24 protein-coding genes, 2 tRNA genes and 1 pseudogene are annotated in these 25505 nt (G+C 66.8%); 16 read left to right on the top strand and 11 right to left on the bottom strand.

Annotated elements, in window-relative coordinates; all coding sequences use genetic code 11:
- Window positions 1-51: 51 nt before the first annotated feature.
- Window positions 52-480, bottom strand: coding sequence for a DUF5518 domain-containing protein (locus MUG96_RS13550; protein WP_246983566.1), 429 nt, complete (start codon window positions 478-480; stop codon window positions 52-54).
- A gap of 80 nt (window positions 481-560) precedes the next feature.
- Window positions 561-764: a MarR family transcriptional regulator gene (locus MUG96_RS13545; protein WP_246983565.1), complete on the bottom strand. Its 204-nt coding sequence runs from the start codon at window positions 762-764 to the stop codon at window positions 561-563.
- Between the two features lie 188 nt (window positions 765-952).
- Between MUG96_RS13545 and MUG96_RS13540 the strand changes: the two genes are divergently transcribed.
- Window positions 953-1837 (top strand): HNH endonuclease, encoded by an 885-nt coding sequence (locus MUG96_RS13540; protein WP_246983564.1) that lies wholly within the window; start codon window positions 953-955, stop codon window positions 1835-1837.
- A gap of 41 nt (window positions 1838-1878) precedes the next feature.
- Here MUG96_RS13540 and MUG96_RS13535 read toward each other — a convergent pair.
- A tRNA-Val gene (locus MUG96_RS13535) sits at window positions 1879-1953 on the bottom strand.
- A 186-nt stretch (window positions 1954-2139) separates the two neighbouring features.
- Between MUG96_RS13535 and trpD the strand changes: the two genes are divergently transcribed.
- The 4 genes from trpD to trpG are packed head-to-tail and all read left to right on the top strand — an operon-like array spanning window position 2140 to window position 6201.
- A complete protein-coding gene (gene trpD / locus MUG96_RS13530) occupies window positions 2140-3153 on the top strand; it encodes an anthranilate phosphoribosyltransferase (RefSeq protein ID WP_246983563.1) in 1014 nt (337 codons plus the stop codon).
- Window positions 3150-3791 (top strand): phosphoribosylanthranilate isomerase, encoded by a 642-nt coding sequence (locus MUG96_RS13525; RefSeq protein ID WP_246983561.1) that lies wholly within the window; start codon window positions 3150-3152, stop codon window positions 3789-3791. The genes trpD and MUG96_RS13525 overlap by 4 nt, the downstream gene beginning before the upstream one ends.
- Window positions 3788-5578, top strand: coding sequence for an anthranilate synthase component I (trpE, locus tag MUG96_RS13520; RefSeq protein ID WP_246983559.1), 1791 nt, complete (start codon window positions 3788-3790; stop codon window positions 5576-5578). The genes MUG96_RS13525 and trpE overlap by 4 nt, the downstream gene beginning before the upstream one ends.
- On the top strand, window positions 5575-6201 hold the full coding sequence (gene trpG, locus MUG96_RS13515) for an anthranilate synthase component II (RefSeq protein ID WP_246983557.1): 627 nt from the start codon (window positions 5575-5577) through the stop codon (window positions 6199-6201). Before trpE ends, trpG begins: the two co-directional genes overlap by 4 nt.
- Here trpG and MUG96_RS13510 read toward each other — a convergent pair whose 3' ends face one another.
- Window positions 6202-6396, bottom strand: a complete 195-nt coding sequence (locus tag MUG96_RS13510; RefSeq protein ID WP_246983555.1) for a DUF8029 family protein — start codon at window positions 6394-6396, stop codon at window positions 6202-6204.
- 541 nt (window positions 6397-6937) lie between these two features.
- Between MUG96_RS13510 and MUG96_RS13505 the strand changes: the two genes are divergently transcribed.
- Both MUG96_RS13505 and MUG96_RS13500 read left to right on the top strand, forming a co-directional pair.
- Window positions 6938-10168, top strand: a complete 3231-nt coding sequence (locus MUG96_RS13505; protein WP_246983553.1) for an adenosylcobalamin-dependent ribonucleoside-diphosphate reductase — start codon at window positions 6938-6940, stop codon at window positions 10166-10168.
- Between the two features lie 289 nt (window positions 10169-10457).
- A complete protein-coding gene (locus MUG96_RS13500) occupies window positions 10458-11318 on the top strand; it encodes a GAF domain-containing protein (RefSeq protein WP_246983551.1) in 861 nt (286 codons plus the stop codon).
- An 18-nt stretch (window positions 11319-11336) separates the two neighbouring features.
- On the opposite strand, the gene MUG96_RS13495 is transcribed toward MUG96_RS13500, so the two are convergent.
- The 4 genes from MUG96_RS13495 to MUG96_RS13480 are packed head-to-tail and all read right to left on the bottom strand — an operon-like array spanning window position 11337 to window position 14038.
- A complete protein-coding gene (locus MUG96_RS13495) occupies window positions 11337-11633 on the bottom strand; it encodes a DUF8036 family membrane protein (RefSeq protein WP_246983549.1) in 297 nt (98 codons plus the stop codon).
- A gap of 6 nt (window positions 11634-11639) precedes the next feature.
- A complete protein-coding gene (locus MUG96_RS13490) occupies window positions 11640-11915 on the bottom strand; it encodes a winged helix-turn-helix domain-containing protein (protein WP_246983547.1) in 276 nt (91 codons plus the stop codon).
- Between the two features lie 46 nt (window positions 11916-11961).
- The gene (locus tag MUG96_RS13485; RefSeq protein WP_246983545.1) at window positions 11962-13497 is read right to left on the bottom strand and encodes a molybdopterin-dependent oxidoreductase; all 1536 of its coding nucleotides are present in this window, start codon (window positions 13495-13497) and stop codon (window positions 11962-11964) included.
- Between the two features lie 25 nt (window positions 13498-13522).
- Window positions 13523-14038, bottom strand: a complete 516-nt coding sequence (locus MUG96_RS13480) for a PGF-CTERM sorting domain-containing protein (protein WP_246983543.1) — start codon at window positions 14036-14038, stop codon at window positions 13523-13525.
- Between the two features lie 261 nt (window positions 14039-14299).
- On the opposite strand from MUG96_RS13480, the pseudogene MUG96_RS24220 reads away from it, so the two are divergent.
- Window positions 14300-14410: pseudogene (locus tag MUG96_RS24220) on the top strand (HVO_2523 family zinc finger protein); the annotation flags it as partial.
- Window positions 14411-14477: 67 nt separating this feature from the next.
- Entirely contained in the window at window positions 14478-17723 is a 3246-nt protein-coding gene (locus MUG96_RS13470; protein ID WP_246983542.1) for a PAS domain S-box protein, read from the top strand.
- Window positions 17724-17727: 4 nt separating this feature from the next.
- Here MUG96_RS13470 and MUG96_RS13465 read toward each other — a convergent pair whose 3' ends face one another.
- A complete protein-coding gene (locus MUG96_RS13465; protein ID WP_246983541.1) occupies window positions 17728-18381 on the bottom strand; it encodes a TVP38/TMEM64 family protein in 654 nt (217 codons plus the stop codon).
- A gap of 36 nt (window positions 18382-18417) precedes the next feature.
- On the opposite strand from MUG96_RS13465, the gene MUG96_RS13460 reads away from it, so the two are divergent.
- Window positions 18418-18819: a DUF5830 family protein gene (locus tag MUG96_RS13460; RefSeq protein WP_373221770.1), complete on the top strand. Its 402-nt coding sequence runs from the start codon at window positions 18418-18420 to the stop codon at window positions 18817-18819.
- 33 nt (window positions 18820-18852) lie between these two features.
- Here the strand turns inward: MUG96_RS13460 and MUG96_RS13455 are convergent, their stop codons facing one another.
- Entirely contained in the window at window positions 18853-19911 is a 1059-nt protein-coding gene (locus MUG96_RS13455) for a DUF7115 domain-containing protein (protein ID WP_246983539.1), read from the bottom strand.
- Window positions 19912-20068: 157 nt separating this feature from the next.
- Here MUG96_RS13455 and MUG96_RS13450 point away from each other — a divergent pair.
- Together MUG96_RS13450 and MUG96_RS13445 are read left to right on the top strand one after the other, a co-directional pair.
- Window positions 20069-20209: transfer RNA gene (locus MUG96_RS13450), tRNA-Met, on the top strand.
- 420 nt (window positions 20210-20629) lie between these two features.
- A complete protein-coding gene (locus MUG96_RS13445; RefSeq protein WP_246983538.1) occupies window positions 20630-20803 on the top strand; it encodes a hypothetical protein in 174 nt (57 codons plus the stop codon).
- Between the two features lie 5 nt (window positions 20804-20808).
- On the opposite strand, the gene MUG96_RS13440 is transcribed toward MUG96_RS13445, so the two are convergent.
- A complete protein-coding gene (locus MUG96_RS13440; RefSeq protein WP_246983537.1) occupies window positions 20809-21192 on the bottom strand; it encodes a hypothetical protein in 384 nt (127 codons plus the stop codon).
- Between the two features lie 321 nt (window positions 21193-21513).
- Here MUG96_RS13440 and MUG96_RS13435 point away from each other — a divergent pair, with 321 nt between their 5' ends.
- The 4 genes from MUG96_RS13435 to MUG96_RS13420 all read left to right on the top strand — a co-directional run bounded on the left by MUG96_RS13435 (window position 21514) and on the right by MUG96_RS13420 (window position 25475).
- Window positions 21514-22218, top strand: coding sequence for a 5-formyltetrahydrofolate cyclo-ligase (locus tag MUG96_RS13435; RefSeq protein WP_246983535.1), 705 nt, complete (start codon window positions 21514-21516; stop codon window positions 22216-22218).
- A gap of 93 nt (window positions 22219-22311) precedes the next feature.
- The gene (locus MUG96_RS13430; protein ID WP_246983533.1) at window positions 22312-23904 is read left to right on the top strand and encodes a bacterio-opsin activator domain-containing protein; all 1593 of its coding nucleotides are present in this window, start codon (window positions 22312-22314) and stop codon (window positions 23902-23904) included.
- Between the two features lie 102 nt (window positions 23905-24006).
- The gene (locus MUG96_RS13425) at window positions 24007-24972 is read left to right on the top strand and encodes a methyl-accepting chemotaxis protein (protein ID WP_246983531.1); all 966 of its coding nucleotides are present in this window, start codon (window positions 24007-24009) and stop codon (window positions 24970-24972) included.
- Window positions 24973-25040: 68 nt separating this feature from the next.
- Entirely contained in the window at window positions 25041-25475 is a 435-nt protein-coding gene (locus MUG96_RS13420) for a DUF8009 family protein (RefSeq protein ID WP_246983529.1), read from the top strand.
- Window positions 25476-25505: the final 30 nt, after the last annotated feature.

Raw genomic sequence — 25505 nt, 5'->3', positions numbered from 1 at the left:
GCTTTCGGACTCAGCCGCCGGCAAGCCGCTGAGCCGTCAATCCCGGTTCGATTACTCGCTTCCGACCGTCGGCGGCCGTCCCTGTCCGGTCTTGCGGGCTACCCAGTCCCCCGTCCGTGCGCCGAGGAGTCCGACCAGTGCGCCGAGTCCGGCAGCGATCGCCACAAACACCGTCACGTATAACAGGGCGACCGCGAACGCCGTCACCCGGAACCAGACCGGTCCCTCCAGCGCGGGCGCGATGCCCAGCAACTCGAGCAGGACCCACCCCGCCGGCAGCGATCCGACCACCCCGGCACGGAGACCGACGCTCCGTGTCCCTGCGCGGTCGCCCTCGTAGAGGTAGCCCGCGAGCGCGCCGCCCAGAAAGATCGGGATCGGGCTGACTCCGTCGGCCGCGGTCAGATAGACGAGCACCGTGAACGGTACCGAGGCGAGGCCCCCGAGGAGGGCGTACCGCCAGCGGTCGTCGAGCCTCATATCCGACCCGTGGCCCGCCACCGGCTTGAACCCGCACGGCCGGCTGCACAGCGAGCAACACTGCCGACGGTTTAAGTGAGTTACCGCGGGTCAGCCCACAGCTCGTACAGCCCCGTCGGTTCGTGAACTTTCGCCACGTAGTCGGCAGCCAGCAGAACGTTCGGACGGTTGTGGAGGTGCTGTCGGGAGTAGTTAGTCTCGTCGGCGAGATACCCAACCGTACACCGGCCCTCCGATAGACGGTCGAGAATTGCGTGGTCGGCGTCGGTGAGGTCGACAGGCACACCCGCCGACTCGACGGTGGCGGTAATCAGCCTTGCCGTTGCATTGACTGGAGGGTTTACGACTCCAGTTGTCCAGCAGTAGACTCCAATACGAGAGTTTACGTACTGAAACGCGAGGAGCGTGGATCGTGGTCTCGGAAGAGTGGCCGCCTGCTGGGACAGGCGACCGCGCTTCTCGGAGGAGAAGCATGTTCGAAAACGGTACGAGTAGCCAAAACTCTGACTCACGACTCGCAACTGATGGTGGCGAGAACCGACCATACCGAAGCGCGAAATTTCTCCGCGAACAGTACGTCGAACGCCGGAAGTCTTCGAACGAGATCGCCGATTCTTGTGATGTCTCTCCCAGTACTGTACGCCGGTGGCTCGATAGACACGATATCGACCGGACACCGCGATACAAGCAACGTGACTGGCTCTACGAACAGTACGTTACTGAGGGCAGGTATCAGGAAGCTATTGCAGAGGAGTGCGGCGTTGCGAAAACGACCATCTGCCACTGGCTCGCACGACACGAGATTACTGACGGCGGCTCACTCCAGCGGGCCGAGTGCGCGGAGTGTGGTGACGCGTTCCGGTACTACCCGTCCGTACGGGACGGTGCGTTCTGCTCGACCCGCTGTGCCAATAAACAGCGACGGCGGCAGGTCGAAGTTATCTGCCCCTTCTGTGACGAACCGTTCGAGCGCCGTGAATCGCTCGATACCCAGTACTGTTCTATGGAATGTTGGGGCCAGGACCAGCGTACTGGCGCCGACTACCGGCGGTATTACTCGACGTACTGGCTCGCACAGCGTGAACAGGTGCTTGAACGGGACGGATACGAGTGTGCAATATGTAGAATCAGTGATGGTTCACACAGAGACCGATTCGGACGTGGATTGGAAGTCCACCACATCGTCCCCGTCCGAATGTTTGCGGCCTGGGACAAGCCTCCGAAAGACGCTCACAGTATTGGAAACCTGATAACACTCTGCCGAACGCACCACCCGGATGCACCAGGGCGAACAGTTGAGCCCGACGAAAAGTGGTCAGAACCATCGAAAATAGCACTCAAGGAACGCATAAAGTAATCCATCTACCAACACCCGAAAATGTCAGAAAACCGGTCGGATGGGTTCGGACGGATTTGAACCGTCGGCCTCCTCCATGTCAAGGAGGTGTCGTAACCGATCTAGACCACGAACCCGTCCTGCCTGCACCTCACCGTAATCCGGGATGGCAATTGAAGGTTTCGGATTCCGAACCCGCTGCCGTCCGGCACTCGTTGTCGTCCCCCGAACGAACCCCGTCCGCGGCCCGCACGGACCCGACACGCTTAAGTCGGTGAACGGATTTGTACATTACAACTCGAAAAAGTCCATTGGTGTCCACAATGCAGGAACACATCGAACGCGTGACGGAGGGCGAAGACCTGACCATCGCCGAGGCCGAGGAGGCGGCGACGCTGGTCTTCGAGGAGGCGACGGAGGCACAGATCGGCGCCCTGCTCGCGGCGTTGCGGGCGAAAGGCGAGACGGAGGCGGAGATCGCGGGCTTCGCACAGGGGATGCGCGAGGCCGCGCGGACGATCACGCCCGACCGCCAGCCGCTGGTCGACACCTGCGGGACGGGCGGGGACGACTACGACACGATCAACGTCTCGACGACGAGCGCCATCGTCGCCAGCGGCGCGGGCGTGCCGGTCGCCAAGCACGGCAACTACTCGGTGTCGTCCTCGTCCGGGAGCGCCGACGTGCTGGAGGTGGCGGGCGTGACGGTCGACGCTGAGCCGCCAGCGGTCGAGCAGGCCATCGAGGACCGCGGCATCGGCTTCATGCTCGCGCCCGTCTTCCACCCGGCGATGAAGGCCGTCATCGGCCCGCGCCAGGAACTCGGGATGCGGACGATCTTCAACATCCTCGGACCGCTGACGAATCCCGCCGGCGCCGACGCGCAGGTGCTCGGCGTCTACGACCCCGAACTCGTGCCGCTGATCGGACGTGCACTCGCACATATGCCGGTCGACCACGCGCTGGTCGTCCACGGCTCCGGACTCGACGAGATCGCGATCCACGACGAGACGACCGTCGCCGAGGTCCGTGGCGACGAGATCGAGGAGTACACGCTCACGCCAGCCGACCTCGGGCTGGAGCAGGCGGGTATCGAGGCCGTGGCCGGCGGCTCCCCCGAGGAGAACGCCGCGGACCTGACCGGCATCGTCGAGGGCACCGTCTCCGGTCCGAAGCGCGACATCATCCTCGCGAACGCCGGCGCAGCCATCTACGTCTCGGGCGAGGCCGACTCCCTGGAGGCAGGTGTCGAGCGCGCCCGCGAGGCTATCGACTCGGGCGCGGCGGCGGAGAGACTCGAGGAACTCCGCGCGGTCGAAGCCGAGAGCGAGGCATGACCCGAGCCAAAATCTGCGGGCTCACGCGCGAGGCCGACATCGACGCGGTCGTCGACGCGGGCGCGGACGCCGTCGGCGTCACCGCCGCGGTCACCGTGGAGACGCCCCGCGAAGTGGCCGTCGAGCGCGCCCGCGACCTCGTCGCCGCGGTCCCGCCGTTCGTGACGAGCGTCCTCGTGACCATGCCGGAGACGGTCGAACGCGCGGTCGAACTCGTCGAGACCGTCGAGCCCGACGCCGTCCAGCTCCACGGCGCGCTCGACCCCGACGGAATCGCCGCCGTCGCCGAGGAGGCCTCCACGAAAGTCCTCGCCGCCGTCGATGCCGAGGCGGACGACATCGCCGACTACGCCGGGGCCGCCGACGCCGTCCTCGTTGACTCCGTGGACGAGCAGGGCGGTGGCGGAACGGGCGAGACCCACGACTGGGAGCGGACCCGCGAGATCGTCGCGGACCTCGACGTTCCGGTCGTCCTCGCGGGCGGGCTGACGCCGGCGAACGTGACCGAGGCGGTCGAGACGGTCCGGCCGTTCGCCGTCGACGTAGCCAGCGGCGTGGAGGCCGAGGGCGGCGTGAAAGACCAGGAGGCCGTCCGGCAGTTCGTCGAGCAGGCCACGAGCGCCAGGGTGACGGCATGACGGCCCTCGAACTTTCGCGGGGGTCGTTCGTCGAGCGGGCCAGCGGCGACGACGAGGGACCGGTCGTCGTCCGCGTCGCGGCGGAACTGGACGTGGACGTGGAGCCGCTGGCGGCCTACGCGGCACTGACGGGTCGGACGACCGACGCCGACCCCGCGCCGTACGCCTTCCTGCTCGAGAGCGCGGAAAAGATCGCCTCCAGCGACCCCGACGGGGCCTTCGCCCCGTCGCCGGCCGAGGCCCACGCCCGCTACTCCTTCGTCGGTTACGACCCCGAGGCCGTGGTGACGCTCGACCCCGGCGAGACGGACGTGACGGTCTTCGACGACCGCTACGCGGACTACGTGCGACCCGACGACGCCGTGACGGGCGAGGGTGCTGTGGCGGACGACGACGGCGCCGCGGCGGGGGCTGACGGGTCGGCGACGCCGGACGCGGTCGACCGCCTCCGCGCGGCCATGCCCGAGGCGGACCTGCGGGGCTTCGACGGGAACGACCGCCAGCACCTCGAGGGCGGCCTCGTGGGCTTTCTCTCCTACGACGCCGTCTACGATATGTGGCTCGACGAGGTCGACCTGGACCACCCCGAGTCGCGGTTCCCGGACGCCCAGTTCGTCCTCAACACGAAGACGCTCGTCTTCGACGACATCGAGGACACCGTCTCGCTCGTGTTCACCCCGCTGCTCGGCCCCGACGACGACGCCGGTGCGCGGTACGACGAACTCGCCGCCGAGGCCGAGCGCGTCGCCGACCTGCTCGCCGGCGACGCCGCCGTCGAGACCGGCGGCTTCGAATACGGGGGCGAGACGGCCGGCCCGCGCGAGGAGTACGAGGCGGCCGTCAGGACGGCCAAAGAGCACGTCCTCGACGGCGACATCTACCAGGGCGTCATCTCCCGGCAGCGGGAACTGACCGGCGACGTGGACCCGCTGGCCTTCTACGAGGCCCTGCGCGCGGTCAACCCCTCGCCGTACATGTACCTGCTCGGCTACGACGGGCTGACGGTCGTCGGCGCGAGCCCCGAGACGCTCGTCTCGGTCCGGGGCGACCGAATCACGAGCAACCCCATCGCGGGCACCTGCGACCGCGGGAACTCCCCGGTCGAGGACCGCCGGCTCGCGGGCGAGATGCTCGCCGACGGCAAGGAGCGGGCCGAACACACGATGCTCGTCGACCTCGCACGCAACGACGTGCGCCGCGTGGCCGAACCCGGCAGCGTCCGCGTCGAGGAGTTCATGAACGTCCTGAAGTACTCTCACGTCCAGCACATCGAGTCGACGGTCGTCGGGACGCTGGCCGACGACGCGGACGTCTCCGAACAGCGTTCGGGGGCCAGTGCGTCGGAGTCGTACGACGCCTTCGACGCGACCCGGGCGGCCTTCCCCGCGGGGACGCTCTCCGGCGCACCAAAGATTCGCGCCATGGAAATCATCGACGACCTCGAACCCGCGCCGCGGGGTCCATACGGCGGCGGCGTGGGTTACTACTCCTGGACCGGCGACGCCGACTTCGCCATCGTCATCCGCACCGCGACGGTCGAGGACGGGGCCGGCCCCTACACCGCCGACCGCGACGACGACCGCGACCGAATTACCGTCCAGGCCGGCGCGGGCATCGTCGCCGACAGCGACCCGACGAGCGAGTACGTCGAGACCGAACAGAAGATGAACGGCGTACTGACCGCGCTCGACCGAATCGCCGACGCGACCGTCGAGGCGGACGTGACGCCAGAGGGGGAGGGTGACGACGCGCCCGGGCACGACGACGCCGAGGAGGTGGCGCGATGAGCGCCGAAGCCGAGGTCGCCGACCGGGACGGCGACCGCAAGCGCGTCCTCTTCGTCGACAACTTCGACTCCTTCACCTACAATCTCGTCGAGTACGTCAGCGAACACGCCGAGACGGAGGTCGTCCGCAACACGGCGAGTCTCGACGACGTCCGGGCGTTCGACCCGGACGCCATCGTCATCAGTCCCGGTCCGGGACACCCCAAGAACGACCGCGACGTGGGTGTGACTGTGGACGTCCTCCGTGAGGTGAGCCCGGAGGTGCCGACGCTCGGTGTCTGCCTGGGGCTAGAGGCAGCGGTCTACGCCTACGGCGGGTCGGTCGGACGCGCGCCCGAACCCATCCACGGCAAGGCCTTCCCCATCGAACACGACGGCCAGGGTGTCTACGAGGGCCTCGAACAGGGGTTCCAGGGGGGACGCTACCACTCGCTGATCGCCAGCGAGGTGCCCGACTGCTTCGAGGTGACCGCGACCACCGAGACCGACGGCGGCACGGAACTGGTGATGGGCGTCCGCCACGAGGAGTACCCCATCGAGTGCGTCCAGTTCCACCCCGAGTCGGTCCTCACGGCGGTCGGACACGACGTGATCGCGAACTTCCTCGACGGCGTGGAGGCCTGATTACGCGACCGGCGTCGCAGTCAGTACGTCCGTCAGGCCGACCAGTCCCAGCAGCCACAGCGCGCCGACGACGACGAGCGCGATGACGACCAGTTTCCAGGCGAGGCTCAACAGGACCCGGCCGACCAGCAGGACGACCAGGAGTGCGATCAGGCCGAGCAGGAGGGCGGGCGGCGAACCGATACCGAGTGCCATACCGCTGGTCACGATGCCGAGCCTGTTAACGGTGCTGGCCGGCTCTCCCCCACTTTCGTGTCGAGATTCGAACGTGCTCGCAACCGGTGAGTCCCGGCCGACTGCCCTGCCGCCGCGCTCCCCCTGTCCTCGCACCCGAAGACGGCCCGTCAGTTCGGTCACCTGCACCGTCCGCCCGGGTACCTGTCAATCGGCCTGCATCGAAATCGGGCCTCTCCACGGGAACTTCGAACCCCCCTCTAATTTCCACTGGAAACTCCACCCCCGTCTTTCGGTTCCCGGCCCCCGAATTTCACTTTCACTCCGGTCTACCAGTCATTAAGAAGGCCCGTGTCCTTGCTAGTGCCCGTAGACACGACACCCGTGATGGCACGTTCACGGGGCGAGATTCACAGAAAAGCGACATCTGTATCGGCTGCCGAAAACCCCCCAAACGCAAGGGTTAATTGGGATCGACGTTTACAGAAATTCCGTCATAGATGACAGGTCAGCAGGCACGAGGTCGACGGGGAATCGCGCGCGAAACAGCCGGGAGGGACCGATGAGTGGGAGCGGTCTCTCTGCGGACGAACTGACGCTCCCGATCAAGCGGGTCGAGGGCAACACCCTCGAGGAGCGGCTGACGGGCAACGCCTACGACAACATCCTGCCGGCTCGCTACCTCCGGAAGGACGCGAACGGCGACCTGATCGAGGAACAGGAGGACCTCTTCGAGCGGGTCGCGAAGAACATCGCGCTGGCCGAGGCCGTCTTCGAGGCCGAGAAGCAAGACGAGGAGATCACCGTCACGCCCGACCAGCTCAAGCCCGACCACCCGCGCCGGGACGAGCTGGCCGCCGAGGTGTTCGGCAAAGGGACCACCGCCGACGACGATGTCGAGACCTCGCTCTCGGTGTACAACGTCAACAAGTTCGCCTACGAGACGCTGGTCCCCGACCTCCCCGACGGGGTCCGCGACCACGTCGAGGACACGGCCGCCGAGTTCCAGGAACTGATGGAGCGGCTCTCTTTCATGCCCAACTCCCCGACGCTGATGAACGCGGGGGACGAACTCCAGCAGCTCTCGGCCTGTTTCGTCGACTCGCCGGAGGACGACATCGACGACATCCACGAGACCGCAAAGGAGGCCGCACAGGTCTTCCAGTCCGGCGGCGGCATGGGCTACGCCTTCTGGCGGCTCCGGCCCTACGGCGACGCCGTCGGCTCGACCGGCGGCATCGCTTCCGGCCCCATCACCTTCATGCGGACCTACGACCAGATGTGCGAGACCATCGCCCAGGGCGGCGCCCGGCGGGGCGCCCAGATGGGCGTCATGCGCGTCTCCCACCCCGACGTCATCCAGTTCATCCACGCCAAGAACAAGGACGTCTCGCTGGCCGAGACCCTGCGCCTGAACGACCCCGACGACTTCACGCACAACTCCTTCGCCGACGCGCTGGAGGAGGCCCGCGAACTCATCGACGACGACGGCAAAGTACCGAAGCACCTCCGTAACGCCGTCGAGGGGCACCTCTCGAATTTCAACATCTCCGTGGGCATCACCGACCGCTTCATGGAGGCGGTGAAGAACGGCGAGGACTACACCTTCACCAACCCGCGGACCGGCGACCCCCACGTCGCCACCGCGGAGACCAAGGAACTGTACGATATGTTCGACCTCGGCGAGCACGTCGAGGTCGGCGAAGTGCTCTCGGTGCCCGCCGAGAAACTCTGGGAACACATCGTCGAGGGCGCCCACGAGAACGGCGAACCGGGCGTCATCTACCTCGAACGGGTCAACAAGGAGCATTCGTTCGATATAGATAAGCATCCTGAACATAGAATATTAGCGACAAATCCCTGTGGAGAGCAGCCGCTCGAGGAGTACGAGGCCTGTAACCTCGGACACATCAATCTCTCCACCATCGCGGACCTGGACGCGCCGGACTGGCGGGTCTGGTACGACGAGCACGGCGACGAGTACACGGACATCGAGGCCGCGGTCGACGCCTTCCTCGAGGACGCCGTCGACTTCGAGGAGTTCGACTACCGCATCGAGATGGGGACGCGCTTCCTCGAGAACGTGGTCACCATGTCGGACTTCCCGGTGCCCGAAATCGAACAGAAGGTCCGGGAGATGCGCAAAATCGGGCTCGGCGTCATGGGGCTGGCACAGCTGTACATCCAGCTCGGCATCGAGTACGGCTCCGACGCGGGCAACGAGGTCGCCCGCCAGCTGATGCGCCACATCAACCACGGCTCGAAGTGGGCGTCCCACGAACTCGCCGAGGACCGCGGGACGTTCGACGAGTGGGGCAAGTCCAAGTACGCGAACCCCACCGAGTACCGCGAGTGGTTCGAGAAACAGACCGGCGAGGACGCCGACGACTGGGCGGAGGGCTTCCCCATCCGAAATCACAACACGACGACCATCGCGCCGACCGGCACCACGTCGATGGTCGGCAACACCACCGGCGGCTGTGAGCCGATCTACAACGTCGCCTACTACAAGAACGTCTCCGACGACGTCCAGGGCGACGAGATGCTCGTCGAGTTCGACGACTACTTCCTCCGGACGCTGGAGGACAACGACATCGACGTCGAGGCCGTCAAGGAAGAGGCTCAGGAACAGATGGCCACCAACGAGTTCGACGGGCTCGAAGGGCTCGACACCGTCCCGGACGCCATCGGCGAACTGTTCGTGACGACCGGCTCGCTCTCCGCGAAGCAACACGCCGGCGTCCAGGTCGCCTGTCAGGAAGGCGTCGACTCCGCCATCTCGAAGACCGTCAACGCGCCCAACGACTCCACGGTCGAGGACGCCAAGGAGGTCTTCGAGTACATCTACGAGCACGGCGGGAAAGGCGTCACCTATTACCGCGACGGCACCCGCTCGAAGCAGGTGCTCACGACGCGCGCCAAGAACACCGAGTTCGCGGAGATGGACGAGGACGAGGCCGTCGACGTGCTCACCGAGCAGATCGAGGACATCTTCGGGAGCGTCGACGCCTTCCTCGACCGCGAGGAAGTCCGGGCGTCGCTGGCGGCCGACCCCACCGACATCTTCGACATCGACATCGACGCGGACATGTACGCGGACAAGCGCGCACGGCCCGACGCCCTGCGCGGTGTCTCCCAGCGCATCGACACCGGCTACGGGAAGATCTACGTCACCATCAACGAGGACCCCGAGACGAAAGAGCCGTTCGAGCTGTTCGCCAACATCGGCCACTCCGGCGGCTTCACCAACTCCTTCACCGAGGCGCTGGCGAAGGTCATCTCGACGGCCCTCCGGTCGGGCGTCGATCCGATGGAGATCGTCGACGAACTCCAGGGCACGCGGTCGCCGAAGGTCGCCTGGGACAAGGGCGAGCAGATTCAGTCCATCCCGGACGCCATTGGCACCGCGATGCGTCGCTACCTGGAGGACGAGGTCGACAAACCCTACCCCAAACAGAAGACGCTGGAGGAGACCGTCGACGAGACTACCGACGAAACCCCAGTTGAGGGGGCCGAGACCGCCAGCGACCCCAACGCCGAGGTCGCCACCGATACCGGATCGGGTGCGCCCGAACCGGACGGCGGTCCGGAATCGCTCGCCGATTCCGGAGCACACCAGAGCCCGCCGGGCTCTGGGGATGGTGCCACGGCCGCGGCGAAAAGCGGCGAGGACGCCACCCAGGACCTCATCTCGGCGGGCGAAAGCCCCGAGTGTCCCGAGTGTGGTGCCATGACGCTGTACTACTCCGAGGGCTGCAAGACCTGCGAGTCCTGTGGCTGGTCGGAGTGCTGAACTGAGAACTGCGGTCTGAGCGTGTGACACTGCGGGGAATCGAGTGCTCTGCGGTCTTTCTCTTCGATTCGGGGCTTCGGACAGCGCTGCCTGCACGGGACGAGGGAGCCTCCGGAGACGGTTCGACCGCTGCTGTCTTCGAGTTCGCACCGTCGGCGCACCCGCTGACGGGGTCGCGAAGTGTCAGTTCGGGACTTTCAACCCTAGTTATATGTTATCATGGGCCATATATTCCCCCACTCGAGCTCCCAGAAAGAACGCGCCACCATCACGACCCCGCGCCCACACAATGACACACAGTATCTGCACATCGGAAGGTGGGGAGTTGCGCTATTTTCAGCGCCTGTGGCGAACGCTGTTGGCTCCCAATCTCGATCCCAGGACCAAACTCGAACAACTGTTCGAACAGGAGACCGCCGAATTTGGCCTGGACCACGCGTTTCTGTCCCACATCGACCTGGAAAACGAGACGGAACGCTTCGAAGTCACACACGGTTCCCACGCGGCTCTCGAACCAGGGGCCACCGTCCCACTCTCCAAGACCTACTGCCGGAAAACCATCGCAGATCCGGAGGGGACGGTGGCCGTCAGTGACGCGGTCGCTGAAGGGTGGGAGGACGACCCAGCATACGAAGCCTTCGAGTTAGGGAGTTACCTCGGGACGACGGTCTCCGTCGAGGACCACCTCTACGGGACGTTATGTTTCGTTGGTGCCGCTGCCCGTGACGAACCGATCTGCGACGAAGAGAAAGCCATCGTGGAGATGCACAGCCAGTGGGTCGCGTACACGCTGGACCGCTTTGCCAGGCCGCCGTTTCGGGAGACGCGTCCCGATGTGATCGGGGGACGGCCCGTTTCCTCGGACGAAATCGACTCGATGATGGACGCACTCAGAGTCCGGACGAGGCGTGTCATTCTCATGTCGCTGTCGGGAGACACCACCGAGATCAGTGTCGAGGCCCTCGAACGGCACTTGAACCTCGAGAACGCTCGAATGCGACTGCATCATAGTGACTTACCCAGACTGGCGAGCGCCGGCTACATCGAGTGGGACGACGAGTCCGATACTATCTCCACCGGGCCGAAGTTCTCGGAGGTGGAGCCGCTCGTGCAACTGCTGACGGAATACGATTCGGCAGTCCCCGAGTAGACGTTTCGAGGTGGGGCACTACTGGAGCGTCACGTACGTCAGGAAGGCGATGGCGAGAAACTCCAGGCCACGGAGGACGGCGACGAACTGCTGGGCGGTCGGGCTCCCGGAGTAGAGCATCCCCATGGAAAAAAAGAAGTAGATCGCGGCGGCGTTTTCGATGAGCAGGATGCTCACGAACGCGAGCAGGCCGAGGATGAGCGGCGTCTTGAAGGTTCGGTAGTTGCGCAGCCAGACCGTCGCCAGGACGCCCAGCAGGAGGACGTTCAGGGCGGCGAAGGCGGTGGCGACCGTGATCCAGGTACTCATTGCCATGTGGGGTCACTCCATCTGATCGGTGATCGTCTCGAAGGTCTCGCGGTGGTGCTCGAAGCGGTCCGTGAGGAAGTACATCGCGCCGTAGTCGTCGCCGCCCTTCTCGATGACGTCGTGGTCGAGGAGCATATCGAGGTGGTGGCGAACGGTGTTGTAGTCGACGTCGAGCGCTTCGGAGAGCTGGTTGGCGTTGCGCGGGCGGTCGTCGAGCGCGCGGATGATGCGCGCTCTGTTCTCGCCGCCGCGCGTGCCGGCCAGCAGGTACCACAGGGCCTTCTCCATCGACGATAGGGCGGGATTTGCACGGTCTCGGTTTATCTCTGCTGGTTCAGTTGATCGTCTTCGACACCCAGCCCGAGGGGCCGCTCGGGAACGGGTCGGCCTCCTCGCGGGACTGGAGCCGTCCGTTCCCGTCGGTGGCCCGGGCGACGACCTCGTGGCTGGACCCCGGGTGGTCGTACTCGTAGCGCCACTGGCGCCACACGTCGATGCCGTCGAGCGGGGGCGTCAGGTCGGCCTCGTTCCAGGTCGAGCCGCCGTCGGTGGAGACTTCGACTTGCTGGATGCCGCGGGTCCCGGCGTAGGCGTGCCCGCCGACGGTCACGCGGCCGTCCTGCTGGCTGTCGTGGTGAATCTTCGCGACGGTGTTGACCGGGCCGGTGCCGTGCCAGCCGCGCTGTTCCCAGTAACCGTCGGCCTCGCGCTCGAGGATCTCGATCTCGTCGATCCACTTGACGCTGATTTCGCCCCAGTGACCGGGGACGAGCGCCCGCACGGGGTAGCCGTGGGCGCGGGGGAGCTGGTTGCCGTTCATCCCGTAGGCGAGCAGCGCATCTTCGAGCGCGGCCATGGGGAACTCCTCGAAGTAGTCGTCCTCGGCGCGGAGCATGACACACTCACAGCCGCTCTGTGGACCGGCACGTTCGACGAGGTCCATGATCGGCGTCCCGGTCCAGAGCGCCGTGTCCATCTTGTGGCCGTTGAGTTGCTCGCCGACACAACGGAGCGTCTCGAAGCGGTCGGTGGCGGGCATCGACCGCAGTTCCTCGTAGCCGACCGAGACCTCGGTCTCGACGGCGCCGGTGACCGACAGCGACCACTCGGACTCGTCGACGGTCGGGTCGACGGCGTTGATGTCGACCTGGTAGAAGTCGCCGCCCTCGACCTCGGTGACGAGGCCGTCCATCCCGCCGAGGTCGAAGGCCTCCTCTCGTCCCTGCTGGAGCAGCGCCTGCCGACTCGAGGCGTCGGTGCCGTTCGCGCCCGAGTCGCCGAGCGCCGGCGAAGACCCGACTGCGCCCTTTCCCGGCGTTCGCTGTTGGCCGAGCACGTAGCTCGTGGCGCCGATGCCGAGCACGGAGAGGCCGGCACCGACGACCTCGCGGCGGCCGTCGACGGTCCGGCTCTCCGATCCGACCTCGACCGTCCGGACGACGACCGCGAGCGCCACCACCGCAGCGGCGCCGCCGGCCGCGCCCAGCGAGAGCAAGACACTTCCGGTCAGCAGGACGCTCAGCGCCCAGGTGCCGACGCCGGTCAGGACCGCCGGGACCGCGCGGTTGTTGAGGTGGCGCCCGAGCACGAGCCCGCTCGCCGCGAGGACGCCGACGACGGTGGCGACGAGAGCGACAGCCGACAGCAGGTTCAGCTGTTGGCCGAGGCTCCCGAGGACGGTGATCGCGTAGCGGATCACCACGTCCGGCAACTGCCGGGAGAGGAAGCCGGCGACGGGCGCGGCGACGAACGACGGCGTGAACCCGGCGGCCGCGTACGACCCGGCGACGGCGGCGATCCCGGCGAACAGCCCGACGGCTGCCGTCGGGAGCGCCGCGAGCGTCCGGGTCGTGAGTGTGTCGGCATTCATCGTTTACTCCAGGGACTGGAACGGTTTACGCCCTCCGCCGGACGATCAGCAGGCCGACCGCGGCCAGCGCGACCAGACCGATTGCGACGGTGAAGCCCGGCCCCGCACCGCTCGTCGTGCCCGTCCCGCCGTCGTTCACCGTCGTCTCCTCGTTCATGTCGGTTTCCTCGTCCATCTGGGTTTCTTCACCCATGTCGGTTTCCTCGCTCATCTGAGTCTCTTCACCCATGTCAGTCTCCTGCATCGAATTGCCGTCCATGGTCGTCTCCATTGAATCGTCCATCGACCCGTCGTTCATGCTCTCGTTCGTGGAGTCGTCGTCCATCGTGGTCTCCATCGAGCCGTCACTCATCGTGGTCTCCATCGAGCCGTCGTCCATCGTGGTCTCCATGGAGTCGTCCATCGATCCGTCACTCATCGTCGTCTCGTTGCCGCTCGTGTCGTCGCCCTCGGTCATCTCCTGTGCGGTGACCGGTGCGGCGACGAGCGTCGCCGCGACGGCTGCGAGCAGTACCACCAGTAGCGTGCGTGTCGCGTTCATCGCACTCGGGACGACCACTGACCCACATAAACCGATTTTCCGAACTCCGGATAGGTTCCGGACAAACTCCGTTCGGTATGGTTCTAGAATTCGACCGGAGTTGCCAAGGGTGTGGGGCCCCGAGTGTGGTGCATGAGCGACGCGCGCGGCGATGCGGACGGCTCCGACGAAACGGAGGCGGCCACGGCTGGGGCGGCGAGCGACGGGGCTACCGAGTCCAGGGCCGCCGACGGTGACGCGGCCAGCGACACGGCCTCGGACACGGGTGGGCGTCCCTGTCCTCATTGCGACCGCCCGATGATTCACCGCCACTGCAAGTACGTCTGTCCCGAACACGGCGTCGTCTACGACTGTTCGGACACGTTCTACTGAGTCCCCGATTACACGAACTGATACTTTCCGGTACGGGATTTATTGAGTTTCGGCGACACCGAACTCTATGAGCAGTACAGGCAGGGAACCGATCCGGGTGTTGCACGTGGACGACGATCCCGACCTGGCCGAGACGGCGGCCCTCTTTCTCGAGGAGGAACACGACCGGTTCGAGGTGGTCACCGAGACCAGTGCGGACGATGGCCTGCACCGACTCGCCGCCGCCGACGTCGACTGTGTCGTCAGCGACTACGATATGCCCGGAAAGGACGGCCTCGATTTCCTGGAGGCCGTCCGATCTGCACACTCGGACCTCCCGTTCGTGCTCTTCACCGGCAAGGGCAGCGAGGAGATCGCGAGCGAGGCCATCTCGGCGGGCGTGACCGAGTACCTCCAGAAGGGCACCGGTACCGACCAGTACACGGTTCTCGCGAACCGCATCGAGCGGGCGGTCGCGGAGAATCGCGCCAAACAGGCCCTGGAGGAGAGCGAGCGGATGTTCTCGACGCTCGTCTCCAACCTCCCGGGGATGGTCTACCGGGCGTGCAACGAACCCGACTGGCCCATGGAGTTCGTCAGCGACGGCTGTCGAGACCTCACCGGCTACGACCCCGAACTGCTGGAGGACGGCAGCGTCCGGTGGGGGCCGGATGTGCTCCACGAGGACGACGCCGGGACGATGTGGGACGACGTCCAGGCGGCACTCGACGCCCGCGAACCGTTCGAGGTCACCTACCGCATCCGGACGGCGGACGACGAGGTGAAGTGGGTCTGGGAGCAGGGCCGGGGCGTCTACGACGGCGACGACCTCGTCGCCCTGGAGGGCTTCATCACCGACATCACCGAGCGGAAGCGCGCCCAGCGGTCCCGTCGGAAGTACGAGCGCATCGTCGAGACGATGGACGACGCCGCGTTCATCCTCGACATCGACGGCGAGTTCGAGTTCGTCAACGACGCCTTCCTGGAGGCCACCGGATTCGACCGCGAGACGGTCGTCGGCGCCGGAACCGGGCTGTTCGCCGACCAGACGGACACCGGCACCCACGCGGAGTTCGAGCGACTCATCGACGAACTCGGCCGGGGCGACCGGAGTCGGGCCAGCATCGAGTACGACCAGGTCGTCGACGACACTACCCGGACCATCGACCTCCGCCTGGTTCGGTTCGAGGACGACGGGGCGTTCGGTGGCATCATCGGGGTCGCGCGGGACGTCACGACGCGGCGCGAACGCGAACGGGAACTGGAGCGCTACCGGACTCTCGTCGAGACGGTCGGGGACCCGATGTACGTCGCCGACGAGTCCGGGTACCTCGAGATGGTCAACGAGGCGTTCGTGGAGCACGCCGAGTACTCCCGAGAGCGGATCGAGGGGACACACATGACCGAAGCGATGGACGACGTGGACTTCGAGCGCGGCAGTGCGATCCTGCACGACCTGGTGGCGTCGGACGAGCGGGACTGGGGTCGCTTCGAGTTCTCCCTCGGACTCGACGGCGAGACCCGCCGCTACGAGACGAACATGACGCCGCTGGTGGCCGACGACGGGACGCTCGACGGGTCCGTTGGTGTCATCCGCGAGGTGACCGAACGCAAAGAGCGGGAACTGGAACTCAGACAGTACCGGACGATCATGCAGGCCGCGGGCGATCCCGTGTACGCGCTGGACGACCGGGGCCACCTCACGATGGTCAACGAGGCGATGGCGGACGTGGTCGGCGCGGACTCGACGGACGAGGTGACCGGAACACACGTGAGCGACCTGCTCGTGTCCGAGACCGTCGAGCGCGGCCGCGAGGAGATCAGGGCGCTCCTGGACGACGACCGCGACCGCGCTATCTTCGAGGCCTCGGCCACCCCCGACGACCGCGTGTTCGAGATCGACATCGCACTCTTGACCGACCGGTCCGGACGGCTGGAGGGGACCGTGGGTGTCCTCCGGGACATCACCGAGCACAAGGAACGCGAGCTGGAACTGGAGCGCTACGAACTGCTCGTCGAGAACGTGGGGGACCCGATGTACGCCCTGGAGCCCGACGGGACGATCTCGATGGCTAACGAGGCGATGGCCGACCACCTCGACTGCCCCCGCGAGGAGATCGTCGGCGAGCCCGTCTCGACGTTCATGCCGGCGGAAGACGTCGAAACGGGCTCCGGCCTCGTCGCCGACCTCGTCGCCGACGACGACCGGAAGTGGGCCACCTTCGAGATGGAGGCCATCGCGCCCGACGGCGAGCGGACTATCAACGAGGACAAGATCGGCGTCCTGACTGACGGCGACGGGAACTACACCGGGTCGGTGGGCGTCATCCGGGACATCTCCGAACGGAAGGAACGCGAGCGGGAACTGGAGCGCTACGAGACGATCATCCAGGCCGTCGGCGACCCCGTGTACGCCCTCGACGGGGACGGCGACATCACGTTCATCAACGACGCTATCGAGGACCTCACCGGGCGCTCACCCGACGAACTGGTCGGGAAACACATCTCCGAGATCATCGACGACGAGGACGCGGCGAGGGGCCGGGAACTCAACCGCGAACTCCTGCGGAGCGACTGCTCGAACGCGACGTTCGAGATGGACCTCCTCGCCGAGACCGGCGAGCGGACGCCCTGCGAGAACCACATGGCACTGCTCCCCTTCGACGAGGACGGGAACTTCCGGGGTACCGCCGGTGTCGTCCGGGACATCACCGAGCGAAAACAGCGCGAACGCCGGCTCGAACAGTTCGCCAGCGTCGTCTCTCACGACCTTCGGAACCCGCTGAACGTCATCGAGGGCCGCATCGAGATGGCCCGCGAGACCGGCGACGGGTCGAACCTCGACCACGCGCTCGACTCCGTCTCCCGGATGCGCCGGCTCGTCGAGGACCTCCTCACGCTCGCCCGGGAGGGCCGGGCCGTCAGCGAGACCGAGCCGACCGACCTCGCCGGGGTCGCCGACAGCGCGTGGCGTGGTGTCGACACCGTCGACGCGACCCTCGTCCTGAACGACCCCGGGACGGTAGTCGCCGACGGCGACCGGCTCCAGGCCCTGTTCGAGAACCTCTACCGGAACGCGGTCGAGCACGGCGGCCGGGACGTGACCGTCACCGTGGATTCGCTCGCGGACGACGCCGGTTTCTACGTCGCCGACGACGGTCCGGGGGTGCCGCCGGAGCAACGCGACCGGATACTCGAACACGGCTACTCCACGAGCCGGGAGGGGACCGGGTTCGGCCTCTCTATCGTCGAGAACATCGTCTCCGCACACGACTGGGAACTCACGATCACAGAGAGCGAGGACGGCGGGGCCCGGTTCGAGATCGTCGTCTGAGGTGTCAAACGGGGTCGCCGCGCCCGCGCAGGTGTCGGTAGGCCGGGCCCGCGACGAGCAGGACCGCGAGCGCCGCCGCCCCGACGACCAGCGGGAGTCCCGCGTCGGCGCCCCGGAGCGAGAGCGACCGCATCGAACTCCCGGCGACGACGGCGGCGACGACCCACGGGAGTTCGCCGAGCGCGGTCCCGAGGAGGAACGACCGCGGGGACACGTCCGCCATGCCTGCCGCGTAGGAGACTGGGTCGACCGGAAGCGGCGCGAGATGGCCCGCCGCGACCCCGCGGACGCCGCCGGTCACGTCGACCAGTCGTTCCCCACGTCGGCAGAGTACCCCGCCGAACCCGCCACTGCGGGCGTAGTGACCCGCGAGGAAGGGCGGGACACAGGTCCCGACGGAACCGACGAGCGCGACGGGGACGCCGACTGCCGGGCCGTAGACGAACCCGACCAGCAGGGAGACGGCGCTGATCGGCCAGAAGACGAGCGGGCGCAGGAGATAGACCGCGACGAGCGCCGACGCGAACAGGGCCGGGCGGGCCGACAGCGTCGTCAGTCCGTCGAGGACCGCCGCGGGCGAGAGCAGGACCGCCCCAGCGGCCGCGACGCCGCCGACGACTCCGGCACCGAGCAGGCCGCGTCGTGTCGACTCGCGCATCTATCCACCGTCAGCGTCCGGGCCGGGAAACCTCTTGTGGTCGTCAGGCTTACGCTCGCGGCGCTCGCATCGTCGCCCGTGCCAGCCGACGACCCCGTGGAACTGGGCCTCGAACTGCTCGCCTGCCTCGAACACGAGCAGTTGAGCGTCGCCGCCGCCATGGACCGGATCGAGACGATCACCACCGACCCGGCGATCCAGCGCGAGATACTGGACACCGCCGAGGCACGCGGCATCGTCGACCGCGAGGACGGCGTCGTCGCCCCCCGGACTCGCGACTACGTCAGTTTCGAGGCGGACGTGATCACCAAGGAGGGGGAGTTCACCTGCCAGCGCTGTGGCGCCGGCCTCTCGACCGGCTACTTCATCGATTTCGACGCCGGCGAACACGGCCCCTTCGGGTCGTCGTGTATCAGGAAAGTCACTGGCCGCGAGTGAGTCCGGCGGGGCTGGAGGGGCCGGCGAGCGTGGTTAGCGGCCCTTTCGGAGCTCCTCGATGAGCTTCTCGATGGTCTGCTGTTGCTTCCGGATGAGCTCGTGCTGTTCGTCGACCGCGGCCGTGAGTTCGTCCAGTTGTTCGCGCATCGCGGCGATCTCCGCGGCGTCGACCGACTCGGCCGCCGAAGCGTCGGGCGACGCCGTGGACCTCGTCGTCGCACTCGTCCCGGCCGAGCGACTCCCGGCGCGACCGTTCCCGCCCTGGTCCGAGTCGCTGGCGGCGTCCGAACCGGTCGTCGCCGTCGTCGTTTCGTCGGTCGTCGTCCCCCCGGTCTGCGCGTCGCTCCCGTCGTCCTCGCCCGTGGTGAGCGGGTCGATCCCGCCGCCGAGGTCGATGTCGTCGCCGCCGGCGTCGGTTCCGCCCGGGTCCGCTTGGGCCGTCCCTGCGTCGTCGTCGGCCCCGATCCGGTCGTTGAGCGCATCGAGCGAGTCGACGCCGTAGTAGTCGAAGACGGCGTTTTCGACGACCTGCTGGACCTTCCGGGCGCGGTCGTTGGGCGTCTTGATGCGCTGTGGACGGCCGTCGACTTCGAGGACGACCTCGGTGGCGACGCTGGCGCGCTCGAACTCCAGGCCGGTCAGGGCGTCGAAGTCGTAGACCTCGTGGTCGTCGGACCAGACCGACGAGCCGATGTGTTTGACGACGCGGGCCTCGGTGACGAACAGGGCGAGTTCGGAGAAGCGGAACGCGCCGACGACCGACTCGTCGGCCTCGGCGACTTCGGCGCCGCGGAGGACGCCGGTCATGAACAGTTCGAGTGCCTGCTGGTCCCGATTCGCCGGGACGCTGAACGAGCGTGTCCCGTCGACGTACTCGACGACGAACTTCGTCTTGCGGCGGCCTTCCTTGACGTCGAGGCGCTCGATCTCGTGTGGGTACTCCTCGACTTTCTCGTCGCTCAACAGCCCCTCGGCCCGGTAGAGGAGCGTTCGGGTCGGCGTGAGACAGACCAGGTCCTCGTCACCGAGGTTGACGCCGGCCTCGATCTCCTCGCCCCCGAGCGACTGCCGGACGAGGTTCGGGATCTCCATACCCCAGGTGTACCTCGCGGGCGGCTTAAATCCGCGGGTGAATCGCGGGCGCCGAGCGGCGAGACGACCGCAAGCGGCACTGCGCCGACTGTCACTCCCTCCCGTGGTTCCAGAAGATGGGAAGGTTAAAGACGGCCACTCCTCAAGAATCGAGTGCGCCCGGGTGGCTTAGCTGGACATAGCGCCGCACTCATAGGGTTGTCGAGACTCACGCGGCGACGCTCCCGGTCCCGCGAGGCCCGTCGAGCCTCGAACCTGGGACATGCGGAGATCGAGGGTTCGGAGCCCTCCCCGGGCATTTTCCGTTACGTCGCGAACCTCGTGTGAGCGACAGCCACGGAAAATGCTCGCGGGTCGCGGAGAACCCGTAGGTATCACACGAGCGACCAGCGGGAGCGAGTGTGATGGAGGAAAATCTCCGATTTTCCGTGGTTCGGAGCCCTCCCCGGGCATGCTCACGAACCTCGTGTGAGTGACACCGCCGTCGACGGACAGCTTTCCGTTTTCGACGGCTCCTTTCACTTTCCGACGCCAGGGTGGCCGACCGTCGACTGCAACCCCGTTGTGCGAGCCGAAACTGACCGTTCCGACGAACCAGACAAAGAAAAATACATACTTGTTCTAATACCGCAGATAGGGATATGATTGTACACAATATAAGGTATCTAGGAGACGTACACACAGAAGTTTTTAGTATAGGTGGAAGTATGGTAATAACATGAGCGTTGAAGAAACGCCCCCCGAAACGGTATCGACGATCGAACCAGACGGTCCCCGCTACGGTATGTCGGCGAGCTACATGTCCTGTCGCCACTGTGCGGAGGGAAGCCTCGTCTACGATCCAGAAATCAAGGACAGTCGGTGTCGCGCCTGCGGCGCGATAGACCAGTAGGCCGATCAGATTCCCGGGACGCCGATCACGTCGAAGGCGCCGACACCGGCCGAGGCGAGGATCGACATGACCGCCAGTGACGCGATCCAGGCAACCAGCGCGATGCCGGCCGCCGTGAGCCATCCCCCGCGGTACCGCCACTTGATGACGGCCAGGTAGGCCAGCAGGCCGACGAACGGGCCGACGAGGGGAATCCACCCCAGCAGGGCCGCGGCGATGGCCCAGACCAGCGCCCCCACGAGCGCCGTGACGACGGCGTGACCGTAGTCGTCCTCGTCGGCCAGCACGCTCGCGCCGACGTAGACCCCCAGCCCACCGACGAGCAGGCTGACGACGAAGGTGACGAGCGAGCCACTCACCGGAACCGACTGTGCAGGTATCGCTGCCATACCCGAGGCGTCGACGACCGTTCGCTTAGCTCTGGTGGCTACCGATGGACCGTGACGGCCACATCGGATGCCAGCCATCCATCGCCGCTCCCCGATTCCGCCAGCACGAGTTTGTCCCCGCTCCTGTGGGCGGTCACGCGCGGTCCGTGCGCCGCCTGTCCACCCGCTCTGTCCCCCTCGATGCGTCCTCGTTCGGTGTCGTCGCTCGCCGCCATCTCGTTCCCACGCAGTGACCGGAGGCACCTGGCTGTGGTGCGAACGTATCGTGGTCGGTTTAAGTCGACCCTCGTCGCTTTTATCGGTCCCGTCCACAGCAGGGGTATGGACAAGCAGGCGGTTCGCGAGCGGATCTGGGACGCCCTCGAGGACAGCGGTGACGCACGGTTCCCGTTCCCACCCCACGGGCGGATCCCGAACTTCGCCGGGGCCGAGCCCGGGGCCGAGCGGCTGGCCGCAACCGACGCGTGGGCGGCGGCCGACGCCATCAAGGCCAACCCTGACTCGCCACAACGACCGATCAGAAAGCGGGCGCTGGCCGCGGGCAAGGTCGTCTACATGGCCGTCCCGCGACTGCGGGACGCGGACGCGTTTCGCCGGCTCGACCCGGCCGAGATCGACGACATAGACCACGCCACCACGCTCTCCGGGTCAGAGGAACTCGGCGAACAGGTCGGTCCCGAGGCCGTCGACGGCATCGACCTCGTGGTCTCCGGGAGCGTCGCCGTCACCGAGGACGGCGCCCGGATCGGGAAGGGCGAGGGGTACAGCGACCTCGAATACGCGGTGCTGACCGAACTCGGGCTGGTCGACGCGGAAACGCCGGTCGCGACGACGGTCCACGAGCTGCAGGTCGTCGACGACGACCTCCCGACGGCCGCGCACGACGTGCCGATGGACCTCGTCGTGACGCCGGAGCGGACCGTCGAGACGGGTGCGTCCGGCAGTCCTGTCGGGATCGACTGGGACCTGCTCGACGAGGACCGAATCGCCGAGATTCCGGTTCTCGACCGGCTCCGGGATCAGTAGTCGCGCTCGCCGACCGGCTGACGGGTGGACCGACCGAAGGGACTGCCGGTGGCGGCGGGGAGGTTATAAGGCTGGCACACGGACTGCCGATGGATGGAAGTCACCGAGTCAATCGCGCGCGCGGCGCTCGACACGTTGTCGAGTCAGATCGCCGTCCTCGACGACGAGGGCGTGATTCGGTTCACGAACCGGTCGTGGCGGACAGTCGGCGACGACGGATCGAGTGTTCCCGCGGGCGATATGCACGGTGTCAATTACTTCGATGCGGTCGATCCGCGGGCGGACGATTACGCCGCGGACGCGGTCAGGGGCATCCGGGCAGTCATCGAGGGCGACCGGACGGAGTTCTCCCTCGAGTACCCGTGTCACACCGACGAGGAGAAGCGGTGGTACCTGATGCGTGCGACCCCCTTCACTATCGGCTCGGACGAGTTCGTGACGGTCGCACACATCGATATCACCGACCGGCGGCTGGCGGAACTGGAAGCGCAGGCCCACGCCGAGCGGGCCGAGGAGGGGCGGCAGGACCTCGAACACCTCATCGACCGGATCAACGGGCTCGTTCAGAACATCACCACCCTGTTGGTGGAGGCGACGAGCCGAACGGAGGTCGAACGCGGCGTCTGTGACCGGATCGCGGCGACGGACTCCTACGCCTTCGCCTGGATCGGCACCGCCGACCCGTCCAGCGACCGGATCGAGCCGACGGCGTCGGCCGGACGTGAGGCCCTCACCGTCGACCCGGTTGCGGGCGCCGACGACCCCATCGTCCGCGCGATGGCAGACCGCGAGGTTCGGGTCGTAACCGGCGAGGAACGACCGTTCGACGAACTCTCGGACGCGACCGGGGTCGCGACCCGCGTCGTCGTCCCGCTCGTGCGGCCGGACACCTGCTACGGCGTGCTCGTCGCGTACGCCGCGGGGCAGGACGGCATCGACGAGCGCGAGCGCATCGTTCTGGCGGCGCTGGGACGGGCCATCGCCAATGCCATCAACGCCCTGGAGAGCAAGCGCACCCTCACCGCCGACTCCGTGGTCGAACTCCAGTTCACCGTCGAGGACGAGCGCCTGCTCGAGTGCCGGCTCACCGCCGACGCCGACGCGACGCTGACCTACTCGGGGTCGGTCTACCAGTCCGACGGCACGCTCCGGATGTTCTACACCGTCGAAGGCGAGGACGCGGCGGCGGTCCTCGACACCGCCGAGTCCCACTCCGACGTCGGCGAACTCCACTGCCTGTCCGAGTACGAGGACGAACTCCTCCTGCAGATGACCGTCGACGACACGCTGGTCGCCGCCCTCGCCGACCGCGGCGGGGCCACCCAGGAGATTACGAGCGAGCGCGGCGTCGCGCGGTTCACCGTCGAGACGTCACAGGACACGGACGCCCGTGACCTCTTCGAACTCGCCGACAGCCGGTACGACCGGACGGAACTGGTCGGCTATCACGAACACGAACGCCCGTTTCAGACCCGCCAGGAGTTCCGGGCCGACCTCACCGAGCGGCTCACCGACCGACAGCTCACGGCCCTCCGGACCGCCTACCACAGCGGCTTCTTCGACTGGCCGCGGGCCGTCGACGGCGACGAACTCGCCGAGATGATGGACATCGCCCGCTCGACGTTCCACCAGCACCTCCGGGTCGCCGAACGCAAGGTCCTCGAAGCCTTCTTCGAGCGGTCCTGACCGCCACCGCCGCGGGCGGTGTGTCACTCGATCACACATGGTATCAAACGTAACAATTTGGCCAGTACATACTAAGTAAATCAGTCCTCAGAACGGGTGTACATGGCATCGGACAGCGGATTCTCCGGGGGCATCGACCGGAATATCGAGGACGATATCGCTGAGGACATCGACCGGAACGCGGGGTACGACCACGAGGCGGCGAGCGAGATACAGACGGCAATCGCCGAACTGGAAGACTCCTCGGTCGATATCGCGGAGGAGACGAAGGACATCTCCCGGCAGAGCCGCGAGCAGTACGAGGCGATGACCGAAGTGGCCGACGAGGTGTCGACGCTGTCTGCGTCCGTCGAGGAGATCGCCTCTACCTCCGAGGAAGTCGCGGCCGCGAGCAAGCAGGCGACGGAACTGGCCGACGAGGGTCAGGAGTCAGCAGAGGAGGTCATCGACTCGATGGAGGAGATTCAGGACGCGGCCGACAGCGTCGCCGAGGACGTCCGGGCCATCCAGCAGAGCGTCCAGCAGATCGACGAGATCGTCGATATCATCAACGACATCGCGGACCAGACGAACATCCTCGCGCTGAACGCCTCCATCGAGGCCGCCCGCGCGGGCGAGGCGGGCAGCGGCTTCGCGGTCGTCGCCGACGAGGTCAAGGACCTCGCCGAGGAGTCCCAGAGCCAGGCCGGCGAGATCGAGTCGATGATCGCCGAGATTCAACACAAGACCGAGCGGGCCGTCGACAGCCTGGAGGACAACGACGAGCGCATCGACCAGGGGATCGACATCGTCGACGAGGCGATGGGCTCCCTCCGGGAGATCAGCGAGACGGTCCGCGAAGTGAACAACGGCATCGAGGAGGTCGCGGCGGCCACCGACCAGCAGGCCGCCTCCACCGAGGAGGTCGCCAGCATGGTCGACCAGTCCGTCACCAACGCCGAGGAGATCGCCGACGCCGTCGACGAGATCACCGACGAGGCCGACGACCAGACCAACCGCATCGTCGACATCAACCAGGCCGTCGACGACCTCATCGAGGATCTCGCGGGCGCGTCCCGCGCCGACTGACGCTTCGCCCGCCTCCCCGCCGTCCCGTAGCCGGTACGGTCAAGTCCGTCCCGCTCCCACCGTCCGCCATGGGTCCCGAGTCCGACGACCCCACCGTCGTCTCGACCATCGCCGTGCGCGCCGAGGACGTGGTCTCGGCCGTCGAGGCCACGGTCCGGAGCGACCGCGAGCCCGTCCTGCGGATCACGCCGCCGTTCAGCGGCCGCATGCGCGCTCGCATCCACGTCCCCGTCGACGAGGGGTACGCGGCGGACCCCGCGCCGATCCACGTCGACCCCGACACCCTGCTCGACGAGGGCGCACCGCCCATCCCCACGCCGGCGACCACGGAGGACGAACTCCGGGCCGACCCCGACGAGACCTACTCCCGGGACCGCCACCACGACTACCACGCCGAGCGCGTCGCCGAGTGGCGGGCCGAACTCCCCGACCACATCCTCGACACCGTCACACTCGGGACGCCCGCGGGCCCACACGAGGTCACCGTCGCGGTCCTCGGCTGAACCCCGCCACCCTTAATCCCTCGCTACTCC

Source organism: Halorientalis marina, assembly GCF_023028345.1.
Lineage (GTDB): Archaea > Halobacteriota > Halobacteria > Halobacteriales > Haloarculaceae > Halorientalis > Halorientalis marina.
The sequence above is the reverse complement of the archived record's forward strand: the minus strand, read 5'-3'. Positions and strand labels throughout refer to the sequence as shown.